The following is an 18,758-nucleotide window of genomic DNA, read 5'->3' as shown; positions in this document are numbered from 1 at the left end:
GTATACGGGTGTCCTTTTACCTTTTGTTTGAAAACTTGGACAAATCACTGTATTAGTAATTTGTATTAGGAGAGATGTGGGTATATCGCAGATACACCACCGGCAAAAACTCTTTGGATCTTTCGGCTCACGTCATCAGCAACAATTTCAAAGCTATCGGATTCTAATCCATCAACAGCAATTTTTGCGATATCCTCAGGGTTGGATTTGGGAACTTCTAAGCTCGATGTCATGTCTGTCTCCATGAAGCCTACATGTAATCCAGCTACTCTCACATTTTGAGGATAGAGATTTAAACGTAGGTCGTTTGTCAATGCCCACTCTGCCGCCTTTGCAGCTGTATAAGCGCCAACAGTTCCCGAACTGACCCAAGATAATGCGGAAAGAATATTCAGAATCGTTCCTCCCCCATTATTTGCTAAAATCGGTGCGAAAGTTCGAACCATGGAAAGTGTGCCAAAGAAATGCGTATTAAACTCCAAATGTATTTTATCGAGATCACCGTCAATCAAAGAAGCACCTGTAGACGATCCTGCATTGTTAATCAAAAGCGTAAGATCCTTAGCGACCATAGCGGCTGCAGCTACCTCTTGAGGGTTGGTAATATCAAGCTTCACAGGAATTACACCGGGAATGTCAATGGACTCCGGATTTCTTGCACCGGCATAAACCTTAGCCCCTCTGGATAGAAGTTCAAGTGCTAAATGGCGTCCAAAACCTCGGTTAGCGCCGGTTACAAATACGACTTGTTCAGAAATTTTCATTTTTATGTGCTCCTTTTAATGTTTATTTCGGTACAACAAAATGTCTTACTCCTCAAAACTACGCAAGTAATGATTTCCTTAAGGAGAAGTTTTGGGCATAGGCAAGTCTCGCTATATGGGAATGGTCATTCTAAAATGCACAAAGGAATGATCCCTTCATTGAGAAATTTTTAAGTAAGGCAAGAATCATATACAAGAACGATCATTCTAAAAAACACAAAAGAAAAATCCCTTCATGGTGAGAGCTTAAGCAAGGCAAGATTCATATATGAGAACAATCATTCTAAAAAGTGCATAAACATTGATATCTTCATAGGAGAAAGCTTTACTACAGTTCAGACTTTCTCTTATAGGAACTATTTATCTAAAAGTTTTATCGATAAATTAGCTATACGGTGTAATTTTTCTTTGGGAATGGAGGTTCTTGTCATTACCCTTAACCCAACACACACAGTATGCAGATGTTCCGCCAGTTCGCCGGTATCATACTCTGAAGTAAATTCTCCCTCCTCTTGCCCCCACAGAATAATATCCTTGAGTAGCTGCTCTGATAGTGTGAACGATTCAGTGGACTTTGAATCCACATCAGCATCGCGCATTGCCAGTTCCACCGCCGAATTCACCATTAAACAGCCTGAAGGAGAGTTCTCTTCACCATATATCATGAAACTAAAAATAAACTGAAGAGCCTCCGCTGCATTCTTGGAGCGTTTAACTTCTCCCGTAAGCTCAGCACTGACTTTATCGCGAAATCGATCCATAGCTTTCAAAAACAGCGTATGTTTGTCGCCAAATGTATCATACAAACTTCTGCGATGGATTCCCATATGCTCGACCAGATCGGTCATGGATGTCTTCTCATAACCTTGTTCCCAAAAGAGCTTCATCGCCTTGTCTAATACTACGTTCTCTTCGAATTCTTTACTTCTTGCCATTCTATTTTCATCCTCCTATAGTCACTGTAACATATTGAGAACGAACGGTAAAGAAAGTAACCTCATAATAATTATTCCAAATATTATCAAATGTAGTGAAACTACCTATAGCTCAAATAAGGAAACTCCACAATCTCTTCTACATTTTATCTGTCAGCATAACCTAAATCCCTTGATTATATGATCCCAAGAATCTTACCAAAGACTGATTTTTATGGAGAACATACTTTTGTGGAATAAAAAAACTGTTTTTTTCTGTGTAATTTAAGAAATTTGATTTTTGTGATTTAGAATGGAGGGCATTTTTTTATTGGTATCAAAATCAAAACCCGACTTGTCGTTTGAATTTACATAAACAGCACCACAAATTGGCATACAGGATATAAGTAAGAAAGTAGTCATATTTCTATCACCTTAACATTTTAGGAGTATTATTCCCATTCCTTATTCAACTAACCTGCACCGTTACTTTAAGTGCACTTCTTCACAATGTAAATTTAAAAACACTTTAATATAAAATAGTGGGAAACAAATGCTTCCCACTATTTTAACGTTATTCAGCTGGTGTTTTCATTAGTTGTTTTGAAAAGTTGACTAATCTCATTTCACTAACAAATGTAGAGCCTAATAGCAATACACCACCAAGTATTTGAACAATTGTCATTTGTTCTTTCAGGATAATTGCAGAAATCAATATAGCTACAAATGGATCTACATAACTTAGCATAGCTATACTCTGTCCTTTTAACTTTTCCATACCAGAGAAAAATAACCAAAATCCAATCCCTGTATTGATAATCCCTAAAATTAAAATAAAAGGAATGGAAGAACTTGATACTTCAAAGATACCAAGGCCGGAAGTCAAGAAAACATATGGCATTAGAAGTAAAGTGGTTGTTCCAAGCTGAATGATGGTCAACTCTAACTTACCCATATCTTTAATAAATTTATTTAAAAGCAATAACGCAGCATAAAATGCAGCTGCGATTAATCCAAAGGAAAGTCCGAGTAAATCATCAGATCTGGATGCATTCAGTCCTTCTCCTACAATCATTAACATACTTATGATCGCTACACCAATACACACAATTTTTTTAATGGATAACTGTTCCCTAAGTACGAAGGGAGAAAGAATCATCACAAACACAGGTGCAAAGTAATAACCTAGCGTTGCATTGGCAATTGTCGTATGGTCATACGATTGATAAAGAAAAATCCAATTTCCTCCCAATGCAATACCTGAAAGAATCAAAAATAAAGCATTAGATTTAACTAAATTCCATGATATTTTTTTCTTAATCATGAAGAATACTAGCAGTAAAAATAAGCATCCTAGGAAACTGCTAAGTAAAGCGCTTTCGCTCGATGATAGATCAATGTATCGAACAATTAAACCAATTGTACCGAAAATAATCATTGATAATATAAACTGAATTTTAGATTTCATCGTCTACTCCTACGAATCTGCGAAACAGCTTATATTTCGCTGATTCTTAATCCGTTTTTAATATATGTGATCAAAAAACCTCAATCATATTCAAGGGTGGCAATACTTCCTTCAAATGGAATCGGTAACTTTGTCAATGATTCATAGACCGTTTCTTGTAGATGAGAATAGTAGGTGTCTGGTGCCTTTTTCATATTATCACTCACAAAAAACATCGTTAAATACCTTTTCTTTTCCTAACTTGAATAATTAATAGCAATAATATATCATACTCACATACATTACAAAAACGAATGTTTATCATGATATGTATGACAAAATCAGATGTTGTGAGGAAAGAGATATGAATATCCAAAAATATATGGCATTTGTAAAAGCAGTAGAATTGGGTAGTTTTACAAAAGCTGCGGAAACATTGGACTATTCACAGTCTGGGATTAGCCGTATGATTAACGATTTAGAAAAGGAATGGGGGGTTTTCCTTTTAGAAAGAGGACGTACGGGTATCAGTTTAACCTCGGATGGTTTCAAGTTACTGCCCCAATTAAAGCGAATTTGTAATGAGTATGAAATCTTAATGAAGCAAATCGAAGAACTACACAATATGGAATCTGGGATGATTCGTATTGGGACATTTTCCAGCGTAGCATCTCATTGGCTCCCTAACATTATTAAAATTTTTAAGAAGGATTATCCAAAGATAGATTTTGAATTTCTGCTTGGTGATTATACAGAAATTGAGAACTGGATCTTAAATGGGCGTGTTGACTTCGGATTTTTGCGGCTACCTACAAAAGCAGACCTTGAAACAATCTTTTTGGAACAAGACCGTTTGTTGGTAGTGATTCCTCAAAATCATCCTCTTGCTAATTGCGAAAAGTTTCCCATCAACGGCTTACTGAATAGTCCGTTTATGTTGTTGGAAAAGGGGGCAAAAGCAGAAATCTCCGAAATTTTTGAGAGACACCATATTTCACCGAATGTTAATTTTACAACATGGGATGACTATGCCATTATGTCTATGGTGGAAAATGGGCTAGGAATCAGTATATTACCAGAATTGATATTACAGCGTATTCCTCACAAAATTATAGCGAGAGAGCTTGAGGTTCCTGCTTTTAGAAATATTGGTGTTGCTATGAGAGAACAAAAATCACTTTCCCTAGCGTCTAAGAAATTTTTAGAATATTTATCATATAGGAATAGAGAGTGAATGAGTATAATGATCAAATTGTTAAAACACACATGACATCCTTTGAGTAATGATTCCAAAGGATAAATGAAAATACTGCAAAAACATAGATCAGTTAATTTCCAGAAACATAAATTACTAATCAAACGTTTAATTAAATCGAGTGCTAAACTAATCAAACGTTTGATTAACTAGTGAGAAGCCTTAGTACATAAGGGCCCAAAAACTAATCAAACGTTTGATTAACAAATTCACGGTCAAAGGACGGAAGGGATCATCATGAAAGAAATACAAACTTTTGCGAAACAGTATCAAAAAGAAATGGGATGGGAAATCTCTGAGGAAAGCTTTGCTAAGAGTCGAGACTCTCTTTTAAATAATTACATGCTGCTAACGACAGAGGTTGCCGAGGTAGCGGAGGAACTCCGTAAGGCATTTAATCTAACTGCTTCCTATGTTGAAAATGGTATGGACGAAGATCAGGCATTTGAGTTAGCAAAGAAACAGATTAAAGAAAACATTGGCAAGGAATTGTCCGACTGTCTCGCTTATATGCTTAAGTTTTATAATTATTTTGGAATTGATGTAGAAGAAAGCTATTATGCAAAAATGGAAGAAGTTAAAAATCGAAGAAACAAGGATAAGTAAAGACAAAGATTTGAAATGATTTATAATATCCAAGATTTATTTTGTAAATTTTTCAAAATAAATCTTGGTCATATTTTTAATAATTAGTGGAGGATGTAGGAATTGAGGGCTCTGTCCAGGAACTAAATGATTACGGCCATCATAATTTTAAGGTATTGAGGCTGTTATTACTTAAGTAGCTAAATTCTTTCTAATTCTTCTGTATATGTTTTTCGTTAATTCACTTGGTAAAATTTAAATAATTTGTTGACAAGAATGAATATTCAGAATAATATTTAGTTAATCGATTAAAGGAGGTGAAAACTCTGAATGAAGAGAGCAACCCTCAAAGAGGTAGCAACATTAGCTGGAGTTTCTACGGCTACTGTTTCTAATGTATTGAACGAAACAAAAAATGTAAGTGATGAAGTAAAAAACAAAGTTTTCTCAGCGATTCAGGAACTGAACTATCAACCTAATATTGTAGCAAAAAGTCTTCGAGTGCAGGAATCACGCATCATTGGTCTTCTAATCTCCGATATTGCAAACCCTTTCTTTTCGATTGTGGTTCGTGGGATTGAAGAAGAACTAGCTAAGAGCGATTATAGCATACTGCTTTGCAACACGGATTCTTCCGTGGAGAAAGAGGATAAATATCTGAAAGTATTGATAGGAAAAAGAGTAGACGGACTTATCGTCTCATCCACAGGGAACACAGGTGATTATTTCCGCTCAATGGAGAAAACGGGAGTGCCTATGGTATTCCTGAACCGTTGCCCTGATTTCATGGTATCCGATGTGATCATGACGAACAATATTAAGGGTTCTTATTCTGGCACTGAGCATTTGATTCGGCATGGTTATGAAAAAATAGCGATCATAACTGGGCCTATTTCAATAAGTACTGGCAAAGATCGATTAACTGGTTACAAGAGAGCTCTTGAGGATTATGGCATTACCGAATCGGATGAGCTTGTGAAGGAAGGTAATTTTGATATTGAAAGTGGTTACAAGAAAATGAAAGAGCTAATGGAACAGGATAACAAGCCGGATGCGGTGTTTATTTCAAACAATTCAATGACATTGGGGGCTTATAAATATCTAAAGGAATCAGGTATTTCAATCCCTGATCAGCTTGCAGTCGTTGGATATGATGATTCCGATTGGGCTGATATTGTCGATCCGCCAATTACTACGATAAAGCAACCAGCCTACGAACTAGGTGTACATGCTGCAAGATTAATCTTAGCTAGAATAATAAATAAGCAAGTGAAGCGAGAAATCACTTATATGGATACTGAGTTAATTATCCGGCATTCCTGCGGGTGCAATAAGGAAAATCCGTACAGTAGCGAATCCATCAAACTAGAGACAACAAGTGGTTGTATTTAATTTTCACTATCTGAATATGCCGATTTATCGGTTTTTATTTTAAAGCAAAGTTAAACGATTAACTGAAAAAATGTAATGATTTATACATCTTAGTAAAATTTTTAAAAAGAAGCTTGATGAATAGAAAGCACATACAAAAAAACTTTGGAGGTATAAATGATGAGAATCGGAGTAGGAGGAGACCATGCAGGTTTTCCTTTAAAGGACACAGTTGTAAATGCTTTAAAAAGTATGGGGCATGAGGTGATCGATTATGGATCCTATGACCCTGATCCCGTCGATTTCCCGGACATTACTAGATCAGTGTGTGCAGGAGTCTTATCGGGCGAAGTAGATCGGGCAGTTATGGTTTGTGGTACTGGAGTTGGGGCGTGTATCGCAGCCAATAAAATTCCTGGAATTCGTGCATCCGTCTGTCATGACATTTATTCTGCGCATCAGTGTGTGGAACACGATGATGTTAATGTTATGTGCGTCGGTGCACAAATTATAGGGCCTGTTTTATTGGTCGAACTGCTCGAGGGTTTCTTGAAAGCAGAATTCAGCACGGATGAAGAGTTCAGGCGTCGTGTAAGGAAACTGCACGAGATGGAGTTACATCATTACTCTTTTAAGCCCACAGCGTCCGAGTAAAAAATGATAGCTGAACGGAGGGGAGTTATGGTAAAACAGGCTAGAATTGTGGTGATCGGAAGTTTAAATATGGATTTGGTCATATGTACACCTAGGATTGCACTTGAAGGAGAGACGATAATAGGAAGTAATTTTGCAACAATGCCAGGTGGAAAAGGTGCTAATCAGGCTGTAGCTGCTAGTAGGCTTGGTGCTAAGGTAGAAATGGTTGGCTGTGTCGGGGACGATGGTTTTGGTAAGGAATTGATCGCAAAATTAAAAGGTGAATGTATAGGTACAGACTATGTAACGACGGTATTCGGTGTTTCAAGCGGGGTGGCTATGATTACTGTAAATGAATCTGGTGAGAATAGTATCGTTGTTTCTCCGGGCGCAAACAATCGAATGACCCCCGCTCATGTTCGGCAGGCAGAAGAAATCATCCGTTCTGCAGACCTTGTATTAATACAGTTAGAAATCCCAATGAATGTGGTGGAAGAAGCCGTTCGGATTGCAAAGAACCAACATGTCCCAATTATTTTAAACCCTGCACCTGCGGCCCATCTGTCAGATTTTCTTTTACAGCAAATCGATATACTTACCCCAAACGAAACGGAAGCAAGGTACATAGCAACAGGACGAGCAGCTGGGGGCGGAAGGTATGAAGAAATTATTCCCAAGCTAAAGAAAAAGGGTGTTAAGCAAGTGGTTATGACACTTGGTGGTGACGGAGCTGCCTACTCAGTTGAGAATGGTGTCATTCATATAGGAGCAAATAAAGTAGTGGCCGTGGACACTACTGGTGCTGGCGATGCATTCAATGCTGGCTTAGCGGTCTATCTTGGAGAAGGTGGTAAGTTAGATGATGCTATTCGCTTTGCTCAAATAGTAGCAGCATTATCGGTCACAAGCTTCGGAGCTCAATCATCTATGCCTAGTAGATCAACAGTTGAAATTTTAATTGATTAATTGGGGGTAAGTTTATGAAACTTAAAAAATTCTTATTGCTATTCATGTCTACTATTCTATTTTTTGGACTAGCCGCTTGTTCATCCGAGGAAACAAAGAGCGGAGCATCTGACAGTAAAGAGAAAGTAGAACTCCGTGTTGCCTGGTGGGGTGGTCAAGCACGCCATGACAAGATGAATGAATTGTTTGACTTGTTCGAGGAAAAAAATCCAAATATCACAGTCTCTAGAGAATTTACAGTGGAAAACCAATATGCGGAGAAATTTACAACACAGGCAGCGGGAGGAAATGCTCCAGATGTGATGCAAACCAGCAGCTTCTTTCAATTTGACTTTGTTAAGCGTAATATGATGCTAGACTTAGGTCCCTTGGTTGAGTCAGGTGACTTAAATGTGAAGGATTTAGACCCGATGGATATTGAGGGTGGTAAAGTCAATGACAAGCTGTACGCGATTAGTCTTGGTCATAATATCACCGGCGTTATCTATAACAAAGCTATGTTTGAAAAAGCGGGTCTAGAGCTTCCTAAAAACAACTGGACATGGGATGAATATGTTGAAACCGCGAAAGCTCTTCAAAAATCGTTGGGTAAGGATGCATGGGCTACTGAGGACGAGGGTGGCGTATATCGCGGGCTCGAGTTATTTGCACAACAAAGAGGAAAGTCAGTATTCAAAGGCGATGGACTAGGAATCAATAAACAGGATTTGACCGACTGGTTCACCTTCTGGGATCAAATGCGTAAAGACGGATTAACTCCACCTGCAGACATTCAATCAGAACAAGGGGATAAAACACAGGAGCAGTCTATGCTTGCGCTTGGTAAGGTTGCGATGATTAGTAAAAGCTCTAATCAGCTGAAAATTTATCAAGGCTCTGCAAAAGACGAGTTGGCCATAGTTAGCTATCCTATGGACCCAAATGGCGAGAAAAAGGTTCCACTGATTGTCGCATCATTGGGAATATCCGCAAAGACAAAACATCCCAAGGAAGCAGCAAAGCTGATCAATTTTGTTGCTAACGATCCGGATGCTGCGAAAATTTTTAAAGGCGAGCATGGTCCACAAGCTTCTAAACAAATGCAGGAAGTAATCAAACCTCTTCTTGGAGAACCGGAGAATAAGGAATATGCATTTGTTGACGAAATGATCCAATCATCCAAGCCATATCCATCTATGCCGAGTAATAGTACATCTGTACAGAAGCTTTTGCTGTCCACTAACCAAGCCATTGCCTTTGAACAAAAGAGCATCTCACAAGCTGTGGATGAATTCTTTTCACAGGCTGAACAAATTTTAAACCGATAAGTCAATTTTATAAGAGCAAAAGCTCATGAATAAAAATCTTGAGCTTTTGTACTTAAAAAAGGAGTTCAAACAATGTTGAATTTATTTGACCAAAAACGGTGGTCATCGATAATTCCATACCTCTTTCTGGCGCCATGGCTAATAGGATTGGTGGTGTTTAGTGGCTTTCCGTTTCTAAGTTCTTTGTACCTTTCATTTACAAATTACAATTTCGTATCTTCACCTAACTGGGTTGGATTGAAAAATTATCTGACCATGTTTACCCAGGATCCACAGTACTTTCAAGCACTCAAGGTTACCGTTACTTACGTGTTAGTTGCAGTACCGCTGGAGTTATCGTTTGCTCTTTTTCTAGCACTGCTCTTAAATAAAGGGATTCGTGGTCTAGGAATTTATCGCGCCGTTTACTATATTCCTTCGTTGATTGGTGGAAGCGTGGCGATTGCAATTCTTTGGCAGCAGGTGTTCGGAGACAGTGGTATTGTCAATCAATTGCTGGGTTATGCAGGGATTGATATGCCAAGCTGGGTAGGTACGCCCGATTATGCCATTTGGTCCCTTATATTGTTAAAGGTTTGGCAATTTGGCTCACCTATGGTTATCTTCTTGGCGGGACTTAAGCAAATCCCTCAGGAATTTTACGAAGCATCATCCTTGGACGGTGCTGGAAAATGGAAGCAATTTATTCACATAACGTTGCCTTGTCTATCACCTATTATTTTATTTAATGGCATTATGCAAATCATTAGTTCTTTTCAAGCATTCACACCAGCTTATATTATCAGTAACGGAACAGGAGGACCGGTAAATTCTACACTGTTTTATACTCTTTATTTGTACCAGAATGGCTTCGGTAACTTCCAAATGGGCTACGCCTCAGCTATGGCCTGGTCACTGCTTTTAATCATCGCCTTTTTTACGGGTCTTATCTTTTTAACTTCGAAAAAATGGGTTCATTACGGGGATCAGGGGTGATAAGATGGAAAAGTCAATCCAGATTAAACAACAAAAAAATAGGTTTATGTTGAGGACACGGGAAAAAAGGATAACAAGCCCACTTCGTTTTAAAAAAATGATATTGCACGCTGTCATTCTGGTCGGAGTAATAATAATGCTTTATCCGATCTTATGGATGATTATCAGCTCGTTTAAACCTACACAAAGTATTCTGAGTGATAACAGTCTGTGGCCGAAAGATTTAACGCTTTCGAATTACATAAAAGGATGGAAAGGCACATCAGGTACAACGTTCGCCACCTTTTATCTAAATTCATTTATTATGGTCGGATTGGCCGTGATTGGCAATGTCCTGTCCTGCTCGCTAACAGCATATGCATTTGCTCGGTTGGAATTCAAACACAAAAAAATTTGGTTTGCTTTGATGATGATGACGATGATGATTCCGATGCATGTACTTATTGTTCCACAGTACATCATTTTTAATAAGTTGGAATGGATTAATACTATTTTGCCAATTGTAGTGCCGAAGTTTTTTGCCGTAGATGGATTTTTTATTTTTCTAACCGTTCAATTTATTCGGTCACTACCGAGAGAATTGGATGAAGCAGCTACCATAGATGGATGCGGACCTATTGCTATCTATTTTCGAATTATATTGCCCCTAACTGTTCCAGCCATCGTTACAACCACCATATTTACATTCATCTGGACTTGGAATGACTTTTTTAGCCAGCTTCTATATCTCAGTGGTGTAGAAAAATACACCGTAACACTCGCTCTTCGAATGTTCACCGATGCGGGTGGAGAAGCTGCTCTTGGATCGCTTTTTGCTATGTCGGTACTGTCGATCGTGCCAGTATTTTTAATTTTCGTCTTCTTCCAGCGATATATTGTAGAAGGTATTGCTACATCCGGAATGAAATAAACCAAATAGGATGAATAATGAAACAGCCTCCAAATTATATAACCAAGATTTACTTTGAAAATCATTCAAACGTAAATATTGGTTATTTTTTATAATTTGAATCCTACCTTAATCAGAATGAAAGATTTTTAATAGAGGAGTTTAATCTTGGTGCTTATACGAGAAGATTGTTAAAGAAGATTGTGGAACTTAAGAAAACAATGTATTAAGAGCAATTTTTTACTAATCAATCGTTTAATTAAATCGGGCGCTAAACTAATCAAACGTTTGATTAACGAGTGTGAAGCCTTGGTACATAAGGTTTAAAAAACTAATTAAACGTTTGATTAACAAATTCAGCGATCAAATGTCGACGTGACCATTTTTTTCTAAATTAGTGGAATGAAAATGTTTTATTCATTACTTCCATTATTCTCAGTATTCCGAACTCGTGGAACTGCTGAAATAAGAGAAGGAATCAGAAAGGGTTGGTCCAATTTGGGCCAACCCTTTAACAAATAGCTTTGTTAAATTTCATTGTTGATTATTATGAAAGACAAATCAGGAGAATCCCCAATGAGATTAGTCCTTTATACGCATGATGAAAGACAAATCAGGAGAATCCCAGTGAGATTAGTCCTTCATAAGCATGATGAAAGACAAATCAGGAGAATTCCCAGAGAGATTAGTCCTTCATAAGCATGATGAAAGACAAATCAGGAGAATCCCAAGTGAGATTAGTCCTTCATAAGGTTTTCGTGAGAATCCACATCTGCCTGTAACAAAGCCTAAAGAATAGATTAAACTGTTAACCTCAATAACTGATCATTTTGTTCTACCGTTTCACTGGCAGCAGCTTTAACGTCAAGATATTGATCGGTATTTGTAATAACAACCAATGTTGTTGCTTCAAATCCCTCTGCTTTTATTTGATCGATTTCAAATTCAATCAGCAGGTCTCCTTGCTTGACATGGTCGCCTTGTTTCACATGAGGTGTAAAGTATTTTCCTCTCAGTTTTACCGTACCATGGCCAATTAGTTGGTTTGAAATAGTTTAATATTAAACCCCGTCAATTCCCCAGATTCTCCATAGCTGCAGTCGTATACTTTTGCTTCACTATCTAAATCTAATACATCCTCAATGAATAATGGGATATTCTCTACAACATCCCTTGAAGATAAAATCCAATCGAGATTCTTCCATTCAAGGCTTCCTTCTTCAGAGGGCATTATATTTCCAGCAAAGTCATTGCTGACAAAGACATATATGCATTCATTCCCATTCAAGGCTATAATGCCCTTGAAAATCTGCTTCATTAACACTAATCCTGTTTCTTCAAGAACTTCTCTTTTGCAACTTTCATCAGGTGTTTCACATTTCTCAATCTTTCCGCCAACACCATTCCATTTTCCCTTATTTGGTTCCTTTGCCCGTAATAACATCAGAACCTTATTTTCCTTTTTTAAAAAACATAAAGTATATTTCAAATCGTTTACCCCTTAGAAAAAAAGATTCCTATCAACAGGTTAATCTTTATCTATAACAGATTCAATAATTTTGTTAAGCCATGCACTGCTTCCTATGTCAAAAATGGCATGGAAGAAGAGTAAGCTTTTGAATTAGCAAAGATTGAAGCAGGATCACAGAAACATAGCGGCGCACCACTTTTGATCCAAATGGTGCGGTTTTTTTATTTGTTTGTACATTAACATACCTTTTTGCTACTGTATAAGAAACCCAACCTAGTTGAATCATCAAATTCGTAAATATGAAATTGGAAAAAGGAGATATTGGTTAGCAAAACAGTGAGATTTATAGTATATAAAGGATAGACAAAGTATTAGTCAGTAGTTATATAGGAGGGTATATGAAGCGATTTCTTTCTATCAGTCCCATTCTTATCATTTTCTTGTTAGCAGGTTGTACAGGAAATGAATTAAATCAATCTCTCATACAAGAAGATAAGATTGAACTTGAATTTTTTTCACCGAAACCTGAAACAGAAGTGGTCTTTAATGAACTCATTCAAGAGTTTGAAAAGCTGCATCCTAACGTTACGATTAAGCAGGTCATTGTACCTGAACCAATGACAGTGTTAAAAGCAAGAATTGCAAGAGGTGATAGTCCAGATCTTTTTATTACTTATCCGATTGAACAAGATTATAAAGTAAGAGCTGAAAAAGGTTATCTGCTTGATTTATCAAATGAACCCTTCATTAAAAATATCCAACCCACTATCCAAAATCGTTATCTAATAAACGGAAAGATGTACGGTGCTGCCTTAACGCAAAATGCGGTAGGAGTTCTATATAATAAGGATCATTTCGAGGAATTAAATTTATCTGTTCCTAACAGTTGGAATTCGTTTGTTCAAGTTTTGAAAGAGTTAAAGTCTAATGGCAAAACAGCTTTAGTCATGCCTAACAAAGATGTGAACCAGGCGAGTATTTTTAATCTAAACTTAGTCGCAAATGAATTCGAAACGAGTTATTGGGAAAAGGATGAGTTTTCAATTGTATCTGATCCAAGGTGGAGAAAAATATCAGAAAAAACCCTTACTGTGCTGTCATATGTGCAGCCAAATTCTTTTGAAGACAGCTATTATGAGGTAAATGAAAAATTTGCAAACGGTGAAGGTTCTATGTACATTATGGGAACATGGGCGTTAACGATGATCGAAAAGTCGAATCCTTATTTAAATTATGGCATTTTTCCATTTCCAGTATCGAATCAAACGGATCAAAATGTATTGGGTGGAGTTGATATCGGCTTTGCCATTTCAGCTGATACGAAACATCCTGAAGAAGCGAAAGCGTTTTTAGCGTTTTTAATAAGTAAGGAAAATGCCCAAAGAATTTCCAGTTTTGAAGGTTCGATCAGTGCTGTTAAAGGAGTTACAAACACCCATAAAGAAGGTCATTTAATAAGAGCAAAAATTGCAAGCGGGCAAATGGTAAATTGGCCAAATCATTACTGGGCAGGAGGGACCGCTGCAGAATCCGAGTTTCGAAAATATACGGCACAGTTTTACTATGATCAAAATATGGATGTTTATCTTAAGAATCTAGAAAAGATGTTTAACCACTATTCGAATGCTAAATAAAAGAATTAGGTGCCGTTATGATAAAATTTCAGCATAAGGTAATTATAGCCTTTATCTGTTTTGTGTTAATTCCGATTATTATTCTAGGGGTTGTTTCTTACAAAATTTCATCCACCACATTACAAAAAAATATTAGTGAGCAAATGATCCAAACTTTAAAGGCGGTTGATCAAAATTTATTAGCTGCTGTTTCTGAAGTGAATTCCTTTTCTGACTATGTTGTTTCATCAAGTGCTATTCAGAACTATTTAAATACACAAAATACCTCCTCAATTTATGAATTTTACAGTGATCAGCAGGAAATCGCCGGAAAGATGTATGGAAATTCACAGATTGATAATCTCGTTCTTCTTACACTTGATGGGAATGTGACTACTTATACCGATGATAAGGTTACGAGCTTAGATGCCCTTCGCTCAAGTTTGTTTTTGGATGAGGTATTACAGCAGAAAGGTCGTCCGGTTTGGTTAACTCCATATGAAAATCAAAACCTTTTTTTTAGTCAGGACTATATTCTAACTCAATCAAGAGTTGTAAAGGATCTTAACACGCTTGATAATTTAGGGTATTTAATATTACATGTAAAGCTAGATTTATTTGATCCGATTTTTAAAAATATTTATGGAGGTCCCAGCCATGAATTGATTGTAAATAAAGAGGGGACTGTGCTTTATTCATTAAATCGGAATTTCATTGGTAAAACTCTAGACAGTCAAAGCTTTTCTGATTTTCCAACAAATAAAAGTGGTTACCTCATTGATGAATGGGATGATGAAAAAAGTTTGATTACTTATATACCGTCTAGTTTTGAAACTGGGGCTACCTCACAGCTCTTCCTAGTATCAATAAAGCCCTGGAAAATAATTGCCAGTGATATCATCAATATCCGAAACACCATGTTAGTCGTTGTAGGGTTTACTGTGTTAATCGCGGGTTTATTTAATTTATTGTATTTAAAAATAATTTCTCGTTTTATTCATGAACTGTTAATTCGCATGAAACAAGTTGAAAGCGGCAGGTTGAGCAAACGAATGGGAAGATTTAAATTTCAAGAATTACAAAACATTTCGCAAGGCTTTAATAACATGATCGGAAAACTTCAACAATTGATGAATGACATAAAGACAGAACAGGAACGCAAGCGAGAGGCTCAGTTTAAAGTGCTGCAGCAGCAAATCAATCCTCATTTTTTATACAATACGCTTGAATCAATTAATGCACTCGCAGCTTTAAACGGGCAAAGGGAAATTAGTAAAATGACGATTAACCTCGGTAAGTTGCTGCGCATCAGCATTAATGGGGGTTATGAAGTGAAAGTAAAAGATGAAATCCGTCATGTTATCAGCTATCTGGAAATACAGAAAATAAGATTTGATAATCGTTTTTCTTTCGAAGTAGAATTAGAGGAAGAACTGAATAATTATCCGGTACTTAAACTAATTCTGCAGCCGCTCGTAGAAAATATTTTAATCCATGCGTTTTCAAACAGAGATGATGAAGAAGGGCTGATTAAGATTAGAGGTACGGTTTCAAACGGTCAAGGCGAGTTTTGGATTGAGGACAATGGTAAGGGTATGGATGAACGTGTACTATTGGAATTAAATAAGTGGAAACTAGAGAATTATCATACTCAAACAAGTACTGGTCACGGTGTACGCAATGTTGATGAGCGGATAAGACTTTTTTATGGAGAGAAATATGGTCTCATCATTTGTTCGAAGAAAAATGAGGGTACGTTAATTAAAATTTCATTTCCAATTAAAGGTGATTAAATGGGATATAATGTAGTAATTGCAGATGACGAAAAGTTAATCTTAAATAATCTTGCACAAATCATTGATTGGCAGGGATTAGACTGTGAAATCATCGGGACAGCTCAAAATGGACAAGAAGTCATGGAAATCATCAAAAATCAACAAGTAGATCTTCTATTAACAGATATTTCAATGCCTGAAATGAGCGGGATTGAACTGTTAAAGACATTAAATCAGATCGATAATAAGCCAATAGTTATCTTAATAAGCGGTTATGATGATTTTGAATATGCAAAAGAAGGAATTAAAAATAACGTATTCGACTATTTTTTAAAGCCGATTGATTATGACGAATTGGAAGATTGCGTTAAAAGAGCGCTTAACAAATTAAAAGAGCAAAAAGTAAGTGTGTATGAGCGTGAGAAATATGCGATTTATGAACTGATTACATCAGGGAAAGTGGACGCTCAAATCAACAACAAACAATCTCTTTATTTCTCAATGATCGTAAAAAACTATAAGGAAGACATCGAATTAATTTTTACAAAAAATGAAGATTTCCTTTCTAAGTGGAATCCGAACCTATTTGTTTACAAACTGTTAGATAAAGAAGTGATGGTAGTCGTTGAAATGGCAAAACGCTTCATCAATCAAGAAGGAGATATTACCGATGCATTTTCACAGCAGCTTCTTCATGAAGGCTCTGATCAATGCATCATCTCGGTTGGTAAAGTCGTTAAGCAGTTATTTGAAATAAAGCGTTCCGTTGATGCTGCCAAGGAATTACTAAAATATGAAAATTATATAAGAGGCAATGTTCTGACTGAAGAGCTGTTAAAGAAAGAATATAAGCCCAGCCAATCAGCTGCAGATATGATGGAAGAGGCGCTCGACTATATCCGAAGTAACTTTAAAACAGATCTTGGCGTGGAAAAGACAGCCGAACAAGTAGGATTAAGTGTTAGCTATTTCAGCCTGCTTTTTAAACAAAAAACCGGTCTTACCTTTCTCGATTATTTAACAAATGTCAGAATGGAATATGCATGCCTTTTTCTGCAAAATACAGATCTTAAAACATACGAAATTGCCGAAAAAGTCGGCTATACCGATCAGCGCTACTTCAGCCAAGTATTTAAAAGGAAAATGAAAAAGACACCAAGTGAATATCGTAAATTAGTAAAAAATAAGTAAGCCTCTCACTACTAGGTGATGAGGTCTTTTTGTTTATTGCCTTGCTCTTTTCTTTTTTCAATAATAAGAATTTAAACATTTTTTAAAGAAATGCCGCATTTTGAAAGCGTTGTAAATACCTTATCATTAACTTATGAAAGCGCTGAACTAAATAGCATTTCAGTAATGAAAGCGCTTGATAAGATGTTAAAAAGAACGAGGGGGAGAAGTATGAAAAAGTTAATGGTGTTTGTTTCAATCCTGTTTTTATTCTTTTCGTTAGCAGCTTGTAGTTCAGACAAAACTAGCAGCAGTGATAAAATTGAAGTTTGGACACAAGCCGCAGCAGATCATCCAGAAGGAAAGATGTTTGCTGACCGAGTAAAAAGCTACAATGAGGCTCATCCAGACGGACCAAAAGTCGAAATACAAAACATCACACGTGCAGGAGCTGGTTCAGGCTACATAGATAAGCTAAATGCAGCAATTACAGCAAATGACATGCCTGATATTTTTACATTAGACGGACCTGATATTGGGGCTTACGTTGATTCAGGATTACTTGGTGAACTAGATGAATACGTGAGCGAAGGATTCAAAGATGGATTCACGCAAGCAATCATCGACCAAGGAACAGTGGACGGGAAATTCTACGGAATGGGTTATTCAGACTCAGGAGTAGCCATCATGTATAACGAAGACATGATCAATGCTTTACCTGAAGATATAAAAGCCTTAGTTCCATCACATGATCAAGACTGGACTTGGGATCAATTTATTGAGTTATCAAGGAAAGTGGACGAGTTTGCAAAAACGTCAAATGATCCAGCGTTTGCAAATTATGAAGTGTCTGTAAGTTTATTACTAACAGACATTACTGCAGGTGCCTATGAATTAGGAACATACTACTTCACACCTCTTCTTTGGGGAAATGATGCAAACATCGTCGATGAAGATGGTGTAACAGTTGATGGCGTATTAAACAATGACAAAAGTGTAGAAGCATTAACAAAGTATGCGCAATTATTTGCTGAACCAGCACTAGCTAGTGCGACAGAATCCGAAAAAACATTTCACACAGGTAAATCAGCACTATCTGTTAGCGGATTCTGGTATGTAAATGAGCTTATCAATAATTATCCTGACTTAAAATTCAAAACCGTTCGTTATCCAAAAATGAGTGAAGACTTCGACGGGTTATACACACCATCAGGTTCTTGGGCATTTGTTCGTAACGGACAAGAAGAAGACGAAGAACGCATCAAGCAAATTGTTGAAGTCATGGAATGGTTAAATAACGACGAAGCATCAAAAGAATATTTCGCTAAAAACGGTTCCATTCCAACAAGAATCAATTCCTTGGACGCGATTGATACAAATACAGACAACCCATATCACAACGATGCATGGACAGTATTAAAGTATCAAGTGGAAAACACAAACAAATCTCGTCCTGTATCACCTGGATATCCTTATCTTTCTGAAACCTTTGCAAAAGACGTTATTCTAAAAATCGCTCAAAACAAAGCAACAGATGAAGCAACAATCAAGAAATATTTAGACGATGCAGCGAAGAAAATTGAATTGGAATTTGCAAAATACAAAAAATAATCGTTTGTA

At 36.9% G+C, this 18,758-nt stretch carries 17 protein-coding genes; 12 read left to right on the top strand and 5 right to left on the bottom strand.

Annotation, left to right across the window (positions count from 1 at the left end; translation table 11 throughout):
• Positions 1–65: 65 nt before the first annotated feature.
• From QUG14_RS15165 to QUG14_RS15155, 3 genes are all read right to left on the bottom strand, one after another.
• On the bottom strand, positions 66–764 hold the full coding sequence (locus QUG14_RS15165) for an SDR family oxidoreductase (RefSeq protein WP_289341367.1): 699 nt from the start codon (positions 762–764) through the stop codon (positions 66–68).
• 356 nt (positions 765–1,120) lie between these two features.
• The gene (locus QUG14_RS15160; protein WP_289341366.1) at positions 1,121–1,699 is read right to left on the bottom strand and encodes a TetR/AcrR family transcriptional regulator; all 579 of its coding nucleotides are present in this window, start codon (positions 1,697–1,699) and stop codon (positions 1,121–1,123) included.
• Positions 1,700–2,252: 553 nt separating this feature from the next.
• Entirely contained in the window at positions 2,253–3,146 is an 894-nt protein-coding gene (locus QUG14_RS15155; RefSeq protein WP_289341365.1) for a DMT family transporter, read from the bottom strand.
• A 343-nt stretch (positions 3,147–3,489) separates the two neighbouring features.
• Here QUG14_RS15155 and QUG14_RS15150 point away from each other — a divergent pair, with 343 nt between their 5' ends.
• The 8 genes from QUG14_RS15150 to QUG14_RS15115 all read left to right on the top strand — a co-directional run bounded on the left by QUG14_RS15150 (position 3,490) and on the right by QUG14_RS15115 (position 11,130).
• Entirely contained in the window at positions 3,490–4,359 is an 870-nt protein-coding gene (locus QUG14_RS15150) for a LysR family transcriptional regulator (RefSeq protein ID WP_289341364.1), read from the top strand.
• A gap of 258 nt (positions 4,360–4,617) precedes the next feature.
• Positions 4,618–4,986, top strand: a complete 369-nt coding sequence (locus QUG14_RS15145; protein ID WP_289341363.1) for a MazG nucleotide pyrophosphohydrolase domain-containing protein — start codon at positions 4,618–4,620, stop codon at positions 4,984–4,986.
• A gap of 309 nt (positions 4,987–5,295) precedes the next feature.
• On the top strand, positions 5,296–6,357 hold the full coding sequence (locus tag QUG14_RS15140; protein ID WP_289341362.1) for a LacI family DNA-binding transcriptional regulator: 1,062 nt from the start codon (positions 5,296–5,298) through the stop codon (positions 6,355–6,357).
• Between the two features lie 156 nt (positions 6,358–6,513).
• Positions 6,514–6,990, top strand: coding sequence for an RpiB/LacA/LacB family sugar-phosphate isomerase (locus QUG14_RS15135; protein WP_289341361.1), 477 nt, complete (start codon positions 6,514–6,516; stop codon positions 6,988–6,990).
• Between the two features lie 27 nt (positions 6,991–7,017).
• The gene (gene rbsK / locus QUG14_RS15130) at positions 7,018–7,938 is read left to right on the top strand and encodes a ribokinase (protein ID WP_289341360.1); all 921 of its coding nucleotides are present in this window, start codon (positions 7,018–7,020) and stop codon (positions 7,936–7,938) included.
• A 14-nt stretch (positions 7,939–7,952) separates the two neighbouring features.
• Positions 7,953–9,245 (top strand): ABC transporter substrate-binding protein, encoded by a 1,293-nt coding sequence (locus tag QUG14_RS15125; protein ID WP_289341359.1) that lies wholly within the window; start codon positions 7,953–7,955, stop codon positions 9,243–9,245.
• A gap of 72 nt (positions 9,246–9,317) precedes the next feature.
• Positions 9,318–10,220, top strand: a complete 903-nt coding sequence (locus QUG14_RS15120) for a carbohydrate ABC transporter permease (protein ID WP_289341358.1) — start codon at positions 9,318–9,320, stop codon at positions 10,218–10,220.
• Between the two features lie 136 nt (positions 10,221–10,356).
• A complete protein-coding gene (locus tag QUG14_RS15115; protein ID WP_289341357.1) occupies positions 10,357–11,130 on the top strand; it encodes a carbohydrate ABC transporter permease in 774 nt (257 codons plus the stop codon).
• A 779-nt stretch (positions 11,131–11,909) separates the two neighbouring features.
• Here QUG14_RS15115 and QUG14_RS15110 read toward each other — a convergent pair.
• A complete protein-coding gene (locus QUG14_RS15110; protein WP_289344156.1) occupies positions 11,910–12,146 on the bottom strand; it encodes a PTS sugar transporter subunit IIA in 237 nt (78 codons plus the stop codon).
• The gene (locus tag QUG14_RS15105) at positions 12,146–12,598 is read right to left on the bottom strand and encodes an NUDIX hydrolase (RefSeq protein WP_289341356.1); all 453 of its coding nucleotides are present in this window, start codon (positions 12,596–12,598) and stop codon (positions 12,146–12,148) included. The genes QUG14_RS15110 and QUG14_RS15105 overlap by 1 nt, the downstream gene beginning before the upstream one ends.
• Positions 12,599–12,978: 380 nt before the next feature.
• On the opposite strand from QUG14_RS15105, the gene QUG14_RS15100 reads away from it, so the two are divergent.
• The 4 genes from QUG14_RS15100 to QUG14_RS15085 all read left to right on the top strand — a co-directional run bounded on the left by QUG14_RS15100 (position 12,979) and on the right by QUG14_RS15085 (position 18,749).
• Positions 12,979–14,214: an ABC transporter substrate-binding protein gene (locus QUG14_RS15100; RefSeq protein WP_289341355.1), complete on the top strand. Its 1,236-nt coding sequence runs from the start codon at positions 12,979–12,981 to the stop codon at positions 14,212–14,214.
• A gap of 17 nt (positions 14,215–14,231) precedes the next feature.
• Positions 14,232–15,986 (top strand): sensor histidine kinase, encoded by a 1,755-nt coding sequence (locus tag QUG14_RS15095; RefSeq protein ID WP_289341354.1) that lies wholly within the window; start codon positions 14,232–14,234, stop codon positions 15,984–15,986.
• Positions 15,987–17,159, top strand: a complete 1,173-nt coding sequence (locus tag QUG14_RS15090) for a response regulator transcription factor (protein WP_289341353.1) — start codon at positions 15,987–15,989, stop codon at positions 17,157–17,159. It abuts the gene before it with no gap.
• A gap of 210 nt (positions 17,160–17,369) precedes the next feature.
• Positions 17,370–18,749, top strand: a complete 1,380-nt coding sequence (locus tag QUG14_RS15085; protein ID WP_289341352.1) for an extracellular solute-binding protein — start codon at positions 17,370–17,372, stop codon at positions 18,747–18,749.
• The last annotated feature ends 9 nt before the right edge of the window (positions 18,750–18,758 follow it).

The sequence above is a fragment of the Neobacillus sp. CF12 genome, assembly GCF_030348765.1.
GTDB lineage: Bacteria > Bacillota > Bacilli > Bacillales > Cytobacillaceae > Neobacillus.
This window is presented reverse-complemented; position numbering and strand designations above follow the sequence as displayed.